The sequence below is a fragment of the Burkholderia sp. 4M9327F10 genome, assembly GCF_005503145.1.
Taxonomy (GTDB): Bacteria; Pseudomonadota; Gammaproteobacteria; order Burkholderiales; family Burkholderiaceae; genus Paraburkholderia.
Map to the genome: position 1 here is coordinate 44,154 of NZ_SCNV01000056.1, position 13,331 is coordinate 57,484.

Sequence of the window (13,331 nt, forward strand, 5' to 3'; positions counted from 1 at the left end):
AGCTGCGCCAAAGAGGCGCGTCCGGCCCCTCGCGCCAAGTTATCCAACCGTCAGGTTGTCGACGACCGCATGCACGCCCGGCGCCGACCATGCCGCCCCGCGCGCGGCCGACCGCTCGGCAAAGGAGTCGACCTTACCCGTCAGCGTAACCGTGCCTTCATGTACCTTGATCGCGATGTGTTTCGCTTCTCGGTCGGCATGGCGCTGCAGTGCCTCGCTAATCTGATTGCCGATATCCTGCGCGGCGACGGCACCGCCTATACGCATCATGTTCGACACGCCCGTCACACCGCGCATGTGCGAAACGGTGCGCGTAGCGACATGGCTGTGATAAGCACAATCCACCTCGCCGCTCAAAGTCACCCAGCCCTTCTCGACCTGAACCTTGACAGCGTCTTCATACAGGCCGACGGTCCAGCGCAAGATGGTGCGAACGGCGTTGGCGATGTCCTCATCGGTCCGTACGTCCGTATGCTGCAAGCGGATGTCCATCTCCACCACGACCGCCTTCACGCCAGCCACCCGTTGCGCAGCCTTTTCCGCCGCGAGTTTCTCGGCGTAGCTGGTTGGGTGCCCGGACAGCGTCACCACACGGTCGCGCACTTCAACGCCGATATCCGTGATGTCAACTGCCGGATCCCACGCCAGCTCGTCCTCGACCTGCCGTTGCAATTCCGTGTCCGACTTCATTGCGTGCTCCTTGATGACCTGCAAAAAACGCAGCTGCGCCTGGACGTGCAGCCGCCGGCGCGGCGCGGTGCTGATCAGCTGATCGGCAGACGCTTGCGCTCGGAAGCCGCCTTCTTGGGCAGCGTCAACGAGAGGACGCCGTCCTTATACTGCGCCGTCGCGCCGGCTTCGTCGATCTCGCTCGCGAGCGAAAACGACCGGCTGACCGACCCCGAATATCGTTCGCGCCGAACTACGCGCTCGCCCTCTTTCAGTTCCTGATTGCGTTCGATCCTGGCGCTGATCGATAGCAGGTTGCCGTCGATTTTCACGTCGATATCGTTCTTTTCGACGCCCGGCAATTCTGCCTTCACCGTGTACGCGGTATCGCTTTCCGTCACATCTACCTTGATGTCGGCCAGAGGTGCATCGCCGCCCGCAGCACGTAGCGGACGGAACAATCCCTGAAAGAGTTCCGACATGGGTTCAAGCTGAAACGGGTCAAAACGAGTCAAGTTGCTCATCGTATAACTCCTTGATTCATCCATGAACGTCATGGAATTTGGACTGCGTTGAGTGGCTCGACCGCACTGCGCGCCGGGCCTCGGCATTCCCCTGGACAGGTTGCGCGCATCTGCCCGCGCAAGCAACGCTGCCTAGGAGACCTCGATGATTACCTTCAGTGCGTGCGTCTCGGCCGCGCGGCCGAACGTGTCGTAAGCGCTGGCAACATCCTCGAGCTGGAAGCGGTGTGTAATGAGTTTCGCCGGATCGATGCGACCAGCACGAACGGTCTTGAGCAGCATCGGCGTACTGACGGTATCGACGAGGCGCGTGGTAATCGCGATGTTGCGATCCCAAAGCGTTTCGAGGTGCAGATCGGCCTTTACGCCGTGCACGCCGACATTCGCGATCACGCCACCGGGCGCGACTATCGCTTCGCACAACTCGAACGTTGCGGGTATGCCGACCGCCTCGATCGTACAATCGACACCGGTCTGCCCGGTCAGCTTCATCACTTCGGCGACCGGGTCGGCGTGGCCGATGTCGATACATGCAGTCGCGCCGAAGCGGCTCGCGACTTCGAGACGGTTCGTATCGCGATCGATCATCAAAATCTGTGCCGGCGAGTAAAACTGGGCGGTCAGCAGCGCTGCAAGGCCGATCGGACCGGCCCCGACGATCGCCACCGTGCTGCCGGGCTGCACCTTGCCGTTCAGAACACCACATTCGAAGCCTGTCGGCAGGACGTCCGACAGCATCACAAGCGCCTCTTCGTCGGCACCAGCGGCAATCGGGTACAGGCTGGTCTCGGCGTGTGGAATGCGCACATATTCGGCCTGGGTGCCATCGATCTTGTTGCCGAGAATCCAGCCGCCGGTGGTGCAGTGTGAATACATGCCGCGCCGGCAATAATCGCATTTGCCGCACGACGAAATGCACGAGATCAACACCCGGTCGCCGGGCTTGAACGACGACACCGCCGAGCCGATCTGCTCTACGACTCCAACCCCCTCATGGCCGAGGATACGCCCCGGCTCGCAGGTCGGCACATCGCCTTTCAGAATGTGCAGATCGGTGCCGCAGATCGTCGTGCGTGTCATCTTGACGATCGCATCGGTAGGCGCGACGAGCTGCGGAATGGGCCGTTCGTCGAGTGATTTCTTGCCGGGACCGTGATACACCAATGCTTTCATGGACTGCCTCCGCTGCCAGAAACGAACATGCTGTATGACAGACTTTAGGACGGCGAACGCCGCAGCAATTGACATGCATCAAGCGATACGCATCGTCCCAAGCACGGGCGAAAAGTATGATCTCGGTCAATTCCGGCGCATGACGCAGGTCTATGTTGGACAGGCCCTCTTTGCTTACCGGAGCCGACCATGCCCAACCATTTCATCTTTCCCCCGCCCCGGCCACTGCATGTACGGCAACGCGAACACCTTGCGCAGCGCGATTGGCGCGCCATCGATTAAGCGTTGCGGCGTCCCTGTTCGTATCGCCATCCAGCAGGTCGCATGCATCGTATCGAAACTCATATTTCGGTGATCTATCTGGTCGGTCACTATGCGTACAAGCTCAAGAAACCGGTCAGCCTGGACTTTATCGATTTCACGCGCCCAGCAGCACGGCAGCGTGCATGCCGAGACGAAGTCCGGTTGAACCGTCGCCTCGCGGGTGAACTTTATTGCGGTGTCGAGACGATCGTCCGCACGGGACGGGTCTGCAAGATCGGCAAGCGCGGGCGTGCAGTCGAACACGCGATCAGAATGCGACGCTTTAACGAACGCGATGTGTTTTCAGCAATGCTCGCGCGCGGCGAACTCGGCCTTGCGGAGATAGACGCGGTCGCAGATCGCCTCGCCGCGTTTCATCGCCACGCAGCGCGCACTCCACCGAACCACCGCTACGGCTCGGTATCTGCGGTGCGTGTGCAGATGCAGACCGTGCTGGATTCGTTCGAGCGGGAAACCAGGACGCTCGTGCCCGTCCCATTGCCTGCCTGGTGCGAGAGCGAGGGCAAGCGCTCGCGTCCGTTTGCACCGGTTGCCACCCGGCATTTGGCTCCTTCCGCATACTCAGCCCATTCGATCGACCACCACTACAACGTGCTACTGACGCTCACGCGGCAGGTATTGGAGGCTGGCTATCCAGCGCTGGTAGACGCTACTTTCCTCAAGCACGAACACCCGTCACGTTTTGCGGCCTTGGGCAATATGCTGTCAATCCCTGTCATCGTGCTGGATTTCCATGCACGCACGTGTCGGCTTTGGGAGCGTGTACGCACCCGTGCGTTGGAACAACCCACTGCATCCGACGCGGGGCCGGTCGTTCTGGTCAAACAATTGGCAAACGAGGAGCCGCTTACCTCTGAGGAAATGGCGGATACGGTGTATCTCGACACAGAAGTGCCGCTTGATGCCTTCGCTCATATCGAGTACTGGGAAGCGCTGCGGCGAAGGCTGGAGCAGCATGCAGCGGCTTTGCCGGAAGCTCTTCACGCATGAGAACGGTTCAACCCGACCCCAAGCGTCAACCCGCGCCGTGCGCCTTCGGCGTAGGTCCACGGTTTACGACCTCGCCCTAAAAAAATCTGTCAATTACGCCCAGCGGCACTCATGGCAGATTTCCGGCTGTCACTGCATATGCATACCGCCGTTGATCGCGAAGTCTGCGCCCGTGACGAAACCCGCGTCGTCCGAACAGAGAAACGCCACGAGCGCCGCGATCTCATCGGGCTGACCGAGACGTCCAACTGGAATTTGGGGCAGAATTTTTGCATCCATGACGTCCTTGGGAATCGCGGCGGTCATCGCAGTCGCCAGATAGCCGGGCGACACCGTGTTGACCGTTACGCCACGTTTCGCGACCTCCAGCGCAAGTGACATCGTGAAGCCGTGAATGCCGGCCTTGGCTGCCGCATAATTGGTCTGACCGAATGCGCCGCGAGCGCCGTTCACCGAGCCGACGTTGACGATACGTCCGAACTTTTGCTCGACCATCCCGTTTAGTAACGGCTTGGTCATATTGAACAGTGAATCGAGATCGGTGCGCAGCACCGCATCCCAATCGCCTTTGTTCATCTTGGCGAATGTCGAATCGCGCGTGATGCCAGCATTGTTGACGAGCACGTCGACAGAGCCAAACTCCTTGAGCACGCGTTCTGCGCAATGTGCGCACGAGTCGAAGCTGGTCACGTCGGCCTCGTACGCGTGAAAACGGCGGCCTGCATCACGTTCGTGCGTGAGCCAGGTGGCGACGTGATCGTTGCGCTCGGAGTGCGACATGGCGACGACCATACCGGCATCGTGCAGACGCCGGCTAATGGCGGCGCCGAGCCCGCCCATACCGCCTGTGATGAAAGCAACTCGCTTAGCCGACATGTTGTTCTCCTTGAGCTGAACCGTTGAGTTTCGCAAACGGCGGCACCGCGAACGGCGCACGCCCTTCCAGCGTTCTCTTGAGCGCCACATCGAGCGATGTGGTGGCTTCAGTAGTCATGGCTCCGTCCAGTCTTATCCAGATGAATCGCATACGCTCCGCACGGCTATCTCGCAGTCGTATTCGCGGCAGCGGTGCGTCCAATGTAGGCGACTCCGTCGGAGGCCGATTGATGTGTATCAAGCGTGCGGCGCACCGCCGCAAAATCTGGTCGGCGGCGCCGTTGAAGAACACTCACGCATCGGCTGAGGCTTCCCTGATCAGCAACACGGGGCATGTCGCGTGCCGCACGAAACGCTCTGCGACGCTGCCAATCACCATGCGTCGCATGCCGCGCCGCCCATGCGTGCCCATCACGACAAGCTCCGCGCCGCGCCGCTCGGCGCAGCGAGCGAGACAACTGGCAATGTCCTCGGCGATGCCTTGCGTTTCGACGATCTCCGAATCACCCGCCACACCGAGAGCCTGCATCTTCGCGCAAGCCTCGTCGAGGAAGCTGCGCCCTACCTGGCGTGCCGTGTCGGTCAGCAGATGCGGATCGCAGGCCCCCGCATATGTGAATGCCCCGGACTGGTCCAGCACATAGACCGCCGTCAGCTTGCCCCCCGACAGTTTGGCCATCCGGATGCCCTCGTCTACCGCAAGCTTCGACGCTTCACTGCCATCCACCGCCACCAGAATATTGGCGTACATGACTCCCTCCTCATGGAGTGTTGGAAAAAAGAGGCACCTCGCCGCAATAGACGCAAGCTTGCCTGGCACCACGTTTAGACCGGGCGTCGGTCGAGTTTCCGCTCAGCGACATCGAATGCGGCCCGTACCGCCACGTTCGGATCGGCGTTCAGGCAATGCTCGATCGGCACGAGCTCTCCGTTACGCATGATCAGGTCGAGCCGCGCGTCGAAAACCGGACGGCGAATATCGGCGGCGGGCGCGCTGGCTCCGGCACCTTCCGGCCGTTCACGAATAGCCTCGATCGCCAGGTGACAACCAGCGATAGACCTGCTGAACCGTTCGAGGCGCACCAGCTGCGTAGCCGCCTCGCCCTCGATCTGCGATGTCCCGGCAAAGCCGAGATAGACGATTTGCATGCCGACACCCATCGCTGTTCTCCCAGACGTGCCGCGATTTCTCTGGTGAGGCCGGCTTCTTTCGCGACTTTAGGAAGATCGGCGGTACAACGTTGCCAGCAGTGCTCAACGACGCTGCCAATTTCACCGCTCTATGCGGAACTTCAGATTCATTCGCCGGGTGTGCGTGGCCGGTCGAGCGCGCATCTCGTCGCAATCAGGTCGCCGCGGTAGCGACATACGACTGGCGGCATGATTGAATCATCGGCGCGAACGGCATGGAGCAATTGACTTGTATCAACGCTTTGGCGAGCTGGAACAGCGGTGCCCGGAGAATCAAGGGATATTCCGCGGACGAAATCCTTGGGCAGCATTTTTCGATTTTCTATACGCCAGAAGACGTCGCCACGGACAAGCCGGGCCATGAACTGGCCCTTGCTGCGGCGCGCGGCAGGGCGGAAGACCAGGGCTGGCGCCTACACCGGGACGGATCGCGTTTCTGGGCGGGCGTCACGATTACCGCGGTGCATGATCCGTCCGGCGCATTGCTCGGCTTGGCCAAGGTCACGCGCGATATGGCCGAACGCGTGCGGCTTGCCGAACTCGAACATGCCATTGAGCTATCCGCGTAGATTCAGCGCACACGCGAAGAAGAGCAAAAGCGCATCGTCCGCGAATTGCACGATGATCTGGGCCAGCAACTCAAGGCGCCAAAAATGGGCATTGCGGCGTTGGAGGGTCAGCTGGCCGCCGGCAACGAGAGCCTGCCGCGCTCGCCGCAACGGACAACCTGCAACGGCAGATTGACACCATGATGGCATCGCTGCGACGGATCCCTGCCAACCTGCGCCCGCCGATGCTTGACGACCTCGGACTGGCCGCTGCGCTCGAGTGGCTTGCTGACGATTTCACGCATCACTATGCCCTGCCCGCGTGATCCGCACGCTGGCTGATACATCAGGATCAATCGTGTGCACCGGGAGGTGAATCTCGCTCCGCGGGACTGGCACCGAAATGCGCCATGGCGCCCAAGTTGCATACTTCTCTTCGCAGTGAGGCGATTTCCGCTTGCAACGTCTTGATATCGCGATGCATTTCACGGCGCAGCAGACGCTCTTCCTGTTCGACGAAGATGGCGGCAATGCTGGCGAACACCAGCGATAGCAGACCGTAGCCGAGCAACACGACGAAGGCGGCAAAGACGCGCGATGCTGGGGTAGTCGGGGCCATGTCTCCGTACCCGACTGTTGCGCTGCTTTCGAATGCGAGCCAGACGCCCTCGGCGTAGGTGTGCACGCCTGGTTCGAGCCAGTAAAACCCGGCTCCCGCAGAGGCAAGCAGGGCCGCTGCCGTTATGAGCAACAGGAGTAATCGGTTGGGCGAGAAAAATCCACGCAGCGACACCACTATTCGCGCCGCCACCAGTCCCATAAACAGAATGCGCAGAACCCACTCGAGTGACGACCAGGGGGCGACACCCCATGCGACGCTGACCCCGGCTCCAACGGCGATCAGAACGTCGTAGCGGTTTCGCATGAGAAACCGCATGGGTTTGCGGCTCAGACGCACCGTCCAGGCCAGCGAAGCGGCGAAACCGGCCACCATGCACACGTATAGCACTCGGCCCATCTGATGAAGCATGGGCGAGTCAACGGCCAGTTCGAGATAAAACGCGGGAATAGCCAGCAGGCTGGAGCCAAGCAGGACCCACTGCAACCAACGCCATGTGCGCACCGCCCGCACGTTGTCATGCGGATCGACACCGGCCAGGCCGGCTACGCGAAAACGATCGTTCATTTCGCCACCGCATCCGAGGTTACGACGCTGATTGACAACGCTGATTCATGACGTCGCCGCTTCGGCAATCGGGATAACGCCACGTGGTGCTCAATCGTATGAGCGCGGCCTCGGCAGGCTTTGATACGGATCATAAGGTTGCAAGATGTGCCGAAACAACGTTTGCAATCGTCTGCGGCACATGAACCGGATTGCGCGATGTGTGGGCCATCGGGCGCGCTCTGATGACCACTGCTTGATCCAACTCAATCGAAACGCCGGTGCGGCGGGTATGTTGGATCGACATCTGCGGCGCACCTGCGGGCGGCACCGTTGCATCCGGATGGCGACGAACACTAATAGGAATATCGACGTGCAAAACTCTGACAAGACTCCCGAACGCGGCCTTAACGCTAAAGTTGACAGTTACCATCCAGAGGACGCCAGGTTCTACCTCGTCGGCGGCGGCATTGCTTCGTTAGCGGCCGCGGCTTTCCTGATCCGGGACGGACACGTGCGCGGTTGCGACATTACCATTCTGGAAGCGCTCGGCAAACCTGGCGGCAGCCTCGACGGCTCGGGTTCGGCGGAAAGCGGCTACGTCGTGCGCGGCGGCCGCATGCTCGAAAGCAAGTATCTGTGCACCTACGAGCTGTTCTCGTCAATACCGACTCTAGACGGCAGCAAAAGCGTGACGCAGGAGATCTTCGACTGGAACGAAACAATCAGAACCTCGTCCAGGTCGCGGCTGGTCAGGAACGGCAAACGCGAGGATTCTCCCGCTTACGGACTGGACGAACAGCACCTGCTGACGCTGGGCCGGCTATCGATCGAACCCGAAATCATGCTCGGCAACAGCCGGATTTCCGATCACTTCGATGCGTCTTTCTTCGAAACCAATTTCTGGTTGATGTGGTGCACGACATTCGCGTTCCAGCCGTGGCACAGCGTGGCCGAGTTCCGGCGCTATCTGCTGCGCTTCGCGCATATGACCTCCGGATTCAACCAGTTGCACGGGATCATGCGCACGGTCTATAACCAGTACGACTCGATGATCCGGCCGCTACGTCGCTGGCTGGACGACCACGGCGTTGTGTTCCAGCCGAACAACCGGGTCATCGATCTGTTGTTTGATGAAACTGGCCTCGCGAACCGGGTCAGAGGCATCGTCTGCGAATCCGCGCACCAGCGCCTCGAGATACCGGTCGGAGCCGCAGACAAGGTCATCGTCACGCTCGGATCGATGACCGCCAGTTCCAGCCTGGGTAGCATGGATCACCCGGTGCCTTTGAATACGGCCGACAGTACGGGCGCCTGGGCCCTGTGGAAGACGATCGCCGCGGGTCGGCCCGAGTTCGGTCACCCTTCCGTTTTCGCGGATCATGTCGAAGAGTCGAAGTGGTTGTCGTTTACGGTGACGTTGCGCGACCCGACGCTATTCCGGCTGATCCGCGACCTGACGGGAAATGTGCCGGGGGAAGGCGGCCTGATTACCTTTGCCGAGTCGAGTTGGCTCGCGTCCATCGTTTTGCCGCATCAGCCGCATTTCATCGATCAACCCGCAGATGTGCAGGTGCTATGGGGCTACGGCTTACGGGTCGGCCAGCCGGGCGATTTCGTCAGGAAGCCAATGTCGGCATGCACAGGCGGCGAAATCCTGACCGAGATCCTTGGCCATTTGCGGATCGAGGCAGAGGCATCCGGCATCCTCGAGCACGCCAACTGCATTCCCTGCCTGATGCCTTTCATCACGAGCCAGTTCCTGCCGCGCAGCAAGGGCGACCGGCCGGACGTGGTGCCCGACGGCTGGGAAAATCTGGCGTTCACGGGCCAGTTCTGCGAGCTGCCTGACGATGTCGTCTTCACCGTTGAATACTCGGTTCGCTCCGCCCAGAACGCGGTATACGCGCTACTCGGACTCGAGCTTGTGGCGCCGTCAGTATACAAAGGCCAGCATGACCCTAGGATCGTGTACAAGGCGTTTTCAACGTTACGTGACCGCTAGCCCGGTCACCGTGCCATGTGCGGCAAGGTACGCCGCTTTCGAAGCAAGCCATGCCAACGTCTATCAGCGAGGTGACGTAGTGGACATCGAAGGGCCGCCGCAGATCAAAGACTTTCGCACGCTTCTTGGACGTCTGAAGGAGCATCCGCTGGCACGCGTCGGCCCTGGCCTCATCACCGGTGTCGCCGACGACGATCCGAGCGGCATCGCCACCTATTCGCAGGCAGGCGCGCAGTTCGGTCTGAACATGCTTTGGACGATGCCGCTCGCCTTCCCGTTAATGGCAGCCGTCCAGGCCATGTGTGCAAACCTCGGCCGGGTGACCGGCAAGGGGCTCGCCGCCAACATCAAGAGCGCATTTCCACCGATCGTGCTTCAGGCCGTCGTGCTATTGCTGCTCGTCGCCAATGTCCTCAATATCGCTGCCGACGTCGCCGCCATGGGCGAGGTCGCGGAACTCGTGACCGGCGTCAACCGCCATCTGATGACCGCCTGCTTTGTGTTTGGAACACTGCTGTTGCAGGTGTTCGTCCCTTATCACCGGTACGTCTACTTTCTTAAGTGGCTGACCGTCTCACTGCTCGCCTACGCCGCCGTGCTATTTACGGTTCACGTACCGTGGAGCGAAGTCGCGCTGCGCACGCTGTGGCCGCATCTCACGCTGAACGCCAACGCGGCAGCGGTGGTCGTCGGCGTGTTCGGCACGACGATCAGCCCTTACCTCTTTTTCTGGCAGGCATCTGAAGAAGTCGAAGAGATGCAGGTGAACGGCGGTGGTGTTGCGCTAGTGCGTGACGCGAGCGCGGCGCCCACGGAGCTTCGACGCATTCGCTGGGACACCTGGACCGGCATGTTCTATTCGGACGTCACGGCTTTCTTCATCATTCTTGCGACCGCCGTCACGCTGCATGTGGCCGGTGTGACCGACATCACCACCGCAGCGCAAGCGGCGAGCGCGCTGCGGCCGCTTGCCGGCAATTTTGCCTACATCCTGTTTGCGCTGGGTATCCTCGGCGTCGGCCTGATCGGCGTGCCGGTGCTTGCCGGCTCCGGCGCCTATGCGCTCTCCGAGGCGATGGACTGGCGTGAGGGTCTGGAGCGTAAGGTGCGCGATGCGCGCGGTTTCTACGCCATCATCGCCGTCAGCGTGCTGGCGGCGCTTGTCATTCAGTATTCGCCGATCAGTCCGATGAAGGCGCTGTTCTGGAGCGCCGTCATTAACGGCGTGGTAGCCGTGCCGCTGATGGCCGTGATTCTGATCCTCGTGTCCAGAAAGTCAGTCATGGGCGCATTCACCGCGAGCCGGCCGCTGATGGTTCTCGGCTCGATCGCTACGCTGGTGATGGGCGCGGCCACCGTACTAATGCTGCTGCCGTCGTAGACGTAGGCGACTCGATCGCGGTTGCGTCCGAACCGGATCAAACACTTGCTCCGGCTCCCGCCGCGAGTTCGACAATATCGGCCGTGATCTCATCCTGACGAACCTGGCGGTAGTGTTGCGTCAGTTCGGCAAGCGTCTCTTTCACATTGTTGCGCGCGGCCAGCATTGCGCGCATCCGCGCTTCATTCTCGGCGGCGAACGACAGCATCAACGCCTCACACAGTTCGACATACACGTAGGCTTCAACCAGTCCGGCAAGCAGACGGTCAGGAGGCAACGTGAGTAACGGCGGCTGGGTGCGCCGCGCAACATGAAAGCGCGAATAATCGAACGGAATCAGGCTACGTTCGACGATCTCGCTGTGCGCGGCGATGCCCGGCATGGCATGAACGACCGAGACATGGGTCACGCCTCGATCGCCAAGACGCGTATAAAGCGCATCGGTGATCCGGCTCGCGAGCGCTGGCACATCGTCGGCATGGGAGGCCGCAGGAGCGCTCCAGGCAAACGGCAGGCGGCGTTCGTTCGCCACAATTTCGCCGCGCGTACCCGCGAGCAGGAGTTCGCTCTGCGCCGTCGTCAGACAGGTCCGCGCGTGATCGAGAATCTGCTCGTTGAACGAGCCGACGAAGCCCTGCTCCGCGCACAGCGCGATGACAATCCGTGCGCCGTGGTTCAGCACGCGCGCTGGTTCGCCCGATGCGTGGATCAACGCGGCACCGATCGCAGCGCCGACGGTCGAGGCCGCGGAGCGGATGCCGGGCAGCCGCCGTTGTGCTTCGCGCGAACGTGCTGCCGCAATGCCGCGCATCGCGCCGATGACAGCGTCCAGCTGGCGGGCGGTAGCGCTGCGCGTTTCGATTTCGGTAAGTTTTCCGCTCATTGCCCAACCCCACTGCTTGCCGCGCCGCTCGCGACCGTCGGCGCGAATTGCTGCACCAGATCGCGAACCGCGGCGACGAGCACTGCTTGCATGCCGGCGCTCAACGGCGCGGGCGACGACAGCGACAAACCTTGCGCAATCTGGGCTTGCAGGCGCTGGGTGTCCAGATGCGCAGCCAGTTGCGTCCGCACGTGCGCGACGATGCCGCGCGGTGCCGAATCGAACACGCCCTCCGCCAGCGCCGACAGCAGCGCGATCTCGTCGAGCGTGCGCAACGCGCTGAAGCGCGGCTGCGCGATCAGCGCGCGGATGCGTTCACCACGGGCGATTTTGCCGGCGACATGCGCATCCGTCAGGCCCCCGAACCGGCTGAACATCTCCAGCTCCAGGAACTGGGCGTAATCGAGGCGCAAGCGTCCCGACACTCCTCGCAAAGCGGGATGCTGAGCCTTACCGCCGACGCGGCTCACGCTCAAACCTACATCGACCGCCGGACGCTGGTTCGCCGCGAACAGCGCGGCGTCGAGCACGATCTGCCCATCCGTGATTGAAATGAGATTGGTCGGGATATACGCGGACAGGTTACCCATATCGGTTTCCGCGATCGGCAATGCGGTCAGCGAGCCGCCACCCAGTGCGGCCGACAGCTTTGCCGCGCGCTCGAGCAGGCGGGCATGGACATAGAAGATGTCACCAGGATAGGCCTCGCGCCCCGGCGGCTCGCGCGTCAGCAGCGCCAGCTCGCGATGCGTCGCGGCATGTTTTGTCAAGTCGTCGACCACGACCAGCGCGTGCTGTCCACGATCGCGAAAATACTCGGCGATCGTGAAGCCCGCGAACGGCGCGATCCATTGCAGCCCCGGCGCTGACGCCGCAGGGGCGACAACGAAGATGCAGCGCTCGGGCGCGCCGTACTGGCGCACCGATTCGATGACTCGCTGCACTGCGGTCATGCGCTGGCCAATCGCGACATAGACGCAAATCATGTCCGAACGCTTCTGGTTGACGATCGTATCGATCGCCAACGCGGTCTTGCCCGTGGCCCGGTCGCCGATGATGAGCTCGCGCTGCCCGCGGCCGATTGCGAACAACGCGTCGACGAGAAGTACACCCGTTTCGACGGGCTCACTGACCAGATCGCGTTCGATGATCGCCGGCGCCGGCCGTTCGACCGGCATGTGCAACTCCGCGACGATGGGATCGTCGCGGTCGAGCGGCCGCCCGAGCGGGTCGATCACACGCCCTAGCAACCCTTCTCCGACCGGCACTTCCAGCACGGTGCCGGTGCGGGTTACGCAGGAGCCAGCTTCTACGGCGGTGCCGTCGTCCAGCAGCACGACACTGATGACGTCCGCGTCCAGCGTGTGCGCGAAGCCGGTCGCGCCGTTTTCGAAGCGAAGCAGCTCGTTGAGGGCCGCATCTGGCAGTCCTGATACAAATGCGATGCCATCGCCAAAGCGCTCAACGCGGCCGAGCGTCTGCGCGTGCGGCTTCACAACCGTTTGGGCGAGTGTATTGCGCTGGTCCGCGAGCCAGGGATCGTCGATCATGTCAGCGGAACCCATGATCGCCACTCAGTAAGGCCGCTTTGATCTGCACGAG

The 13,331-nt window shown here is 61.7% G+C and carries 17 protein-coding genes; 6 read left to right on the forward strand and 11 right to left on the reverse strand.

From position 1 onward, the window contains the following. Positions 1–39 precede the first annotated feature (39 nt). The 3 genes from FFS45_RS33190 to FFS45_RS33200 all read right to left on the reverse strand — a co-directional run bounded on the left by FFS45_RS33190 (position 40) and on the right by FFS45_RS33200 (position 2,366). The gene (locus FFS45_RS33190; protein ID WP_137958869.1) at positions 40–690 is read right to left on the reverse strand and encodes a BON domain-containing protein; all 651 of its coding nucleotides are present in this window, start codon (positions 688–690) and stop codon (positions 40–42) included. Between the two features lie 74 nt (positions 691–764). Next, positions 765–1,193 carry an Hsp20/alpha crystallin family protein gene (locus tag FFS45_RS33195; RefSeq protein WP_137958870.1) on the reverse strand — a complete coding sequence of 143 codons (429 nt, stop codon included), beginning with the start codon at positions 1,191–1,193 and terminating at the stop codon, positions 765–767. A 132-nt stretch (positions 1,194–1,325) separates the two neighbouring features. After that, a complete protein-coding gene (locus FFS45_RS33200; RefSeq protein ID WP_137958871.1) occupies positions 1,326–2,366 on the reverse strand; it encodes a zinc-dependent alcohol dehydrogenase family protein in 1,041 nt (346 codons plus the stop codon). A 324-nt stretch (positions 2,367–2,690) separates the two neighbouring features. Between FFS45_RS33200 and FFS45_RS33205 the strand changes: the two genes are divergently transcribed. After that, positions 2,691–3,680: a bifunctional aminoglycoside phosphotransferase/ATP-binding protein gene (locus FFS45_RS33205; protein ID WP_249363028.1), complete on the forward strand. Its 990-nt coding sequence runs from the start codon at positions 2,691–2,693 to the stop codon at positions 3,678–3,680. A gap of 129 nt (positions 3,681–3,809) precedes the next feature. Here the strand turns inward: FFS45_RS33205 and FFS45_RS33210 are convergent, their stop codons facing one another. From FFS45_RS33210 to FFS45_RS33220, 4 genes are all read right to left on the reverse strand, one after another. After that, entirely contained in the window at positions 3,810–4,556 is a 747-nt protein-coding gene (locus tag FFS45_RS33210; RefSeq protein ID WP_137958872.1) for a beta-ketoacyl-ACP reductase, read from the reverse strand. Beyond that, positions 4,546–4,674 (reverse strand): hypothetical protein, encoded by a 129-nt coding sequence (locus FFS45_RS42810; protein ID WP_283204781.1) that lies wholly within the window; start codon positions 4,672–4,674, stop codon positions 4,546–4,548. The genes FFS45_RS33210 and FFS45_RS42810 overlap by 11 nt, the downstream gene beginning before the upstream one ends. A gap of 174 nt (positions 4,675–4,848) precedes the next feature. Beyond that, positions 4,849–5,307, reverse strand: a complete 459-nt coding sequence (locus tag FFS45_RS33215; RefSeq protein ID WP_137958873.1) for a universal stress protein — start codon at positions 5,305–5,307, stop codon at positions 4,849–4,851. Positions 5,308–5,381: 74 nt separating this feature from the next. Then, positions 5,382–5,705 (reverse strand): hypothetical protein, encoded by a 324-nt coding sequence (locus FFS45_RS33220; protein ID WP_349292337.1) that lies wholly within the window; start codon positions 5,703–5,705, stop codon positions 5,382–5,384. Between the two features lie 257 nt (positions 5,706–5,962). Between FFS45_RS33220 and FFS45_RS42560 the strand changes: the two genes are divergently transcribed. Genes FFS45_RS42560 through FFS45_RS42815 form a run of 3 tightly spaced genes read left to right on the forward strand, consistent with a single transcriptional unit; the run spans position 5,963 to position 6,621 of the window. After that, the gene (locus FFS45_RS42560; protein WP_249363029.1) at positions 5,963–6,316 is read left to right on the forward strand and encodes a PAS domain S-box protein; all 354 of its coding nucleotides are present in this window, start codon (positions 5,963–5,965) and stop codon (positions 6,314–6,316) included. Positions 6,317–6,361: 45 nt separating this feature from the next. Then, positions 6,362–6,499, forward strand: a complete 138-nt coding sequence (locus FFS45_RS42565; RefSeq protein WP_249363030.1) for a hypothetical protein — start codon at positions 6,362–6,364, stop codon at positions 6,497–6,499. After that, positions 6,496–6,621, forward strand: coding sequence for a hypothetical protein (locus tag FFS45_RS42815; RefSeq protein ID WP_283204782.1), 126 nt, complete (start codon positions 6,496–6,498; stop codon positions 6,619–6,621). The genes FFS45_RS42565 and FFS45_RS42815 overlap by 4 nt, the downstream gene beginning before the upstream one ends. Positions 6,622–6,647: 26 nt before the next feature. Here FFS45_RS42815 and FFS45_RS33230 read toward each other — a convergent pair whose 3' ends face one another. Together FFS45_RS33230 and FFS45_RS41935 are read right to left on the reverse strand one after the other, a co-directional pair. Continuing rightward, the gene (locus FFS45_RS33230; protein ID WP_137958875.1) at positions 6,648–7,481 is read right to left on the reverse strand and encodes a potassium channel family protein; all 834 of its coding nucleotides are present in this window, start codon (positions 7,479–7,481) and stop codon (positions 6,648–6,650) included. Between the two features lie 130 nt (positions 7,482–7,611). Then, positions 7,612–7,767 (reverse strand): hypothetical protein, encoded by a 156-nt coding sequence (locus tag FFS45_RS41935; RefSeq protein ID WP_171029818.1) that lies wholly within the window; start codon positions 7,765–7,767, stop codon positions 7,612–7,614. Here FFS45_RS41935 and FFS45_RS33235 point away from each other — a divergent pair. After that, positions 7,753–9,465, forward strand: a complete 1,713-nt coding sequence (locus tag FFS45_RS33235; RefSeq protein ID WP_137958876.1) for an oleate hydratase — start codon at positions 7,753–7,755, stop codon at positions 9,463–9,465. The genes FFS45_RS41935 and FFS45_RS33235 overlap by 15 nt on opposite strands. A gap of 79 nt (positions 9,466–9,544) precedes the next feature. Beyond that, positions 9,545–10,846, forward strand: coding sequence for a divalent metal cation transporter (locus tag FFS45_RS33240; RefSeq protein ID WP_137958877.1), 1,302 nt, complete (start codon positions 9,545–9,547; stop codon positions 10,844–10,846). Positions 10,847–10,883: 37 nt separating this feature from the next. On the opposite strand, the gene FFS45_RS33245 is transcribed toward FFS45_RS33240, so the two are convergent. Both FFS45_RS33245 and FFS45_RS33250 read right to left on the reverse strand, forming a co-directional pair. Next, on the reverse strand, positions 10,884–11,729 hold the full coding sequence (locus FFS45_RS33245; RefSeq protein ID WP_137958878.1) for a F0F1 ATP synthase subunit gamma: 846 nt from the start codon (positions 11,727–11,729) through the stop codon (positions 10,884–10,886). Next, on the reverse strand, positions 11,726–13,294 hold the full coding sequence (locus FFS45_RS33250; protein ID WP_137958879.1) for a F0F1 ATP synthase subunit alpha: 1,569 nt from the start codon (positions 13,292–13,294) through the stop codon (positions 11,726–11,728). Before FFS45_RS33250 ends, FFS45_RS33245 begins: the two co-directional genes overlap by 4 nt. Positions 13,295–13,331: the final 37 nt, after the last annotated feature.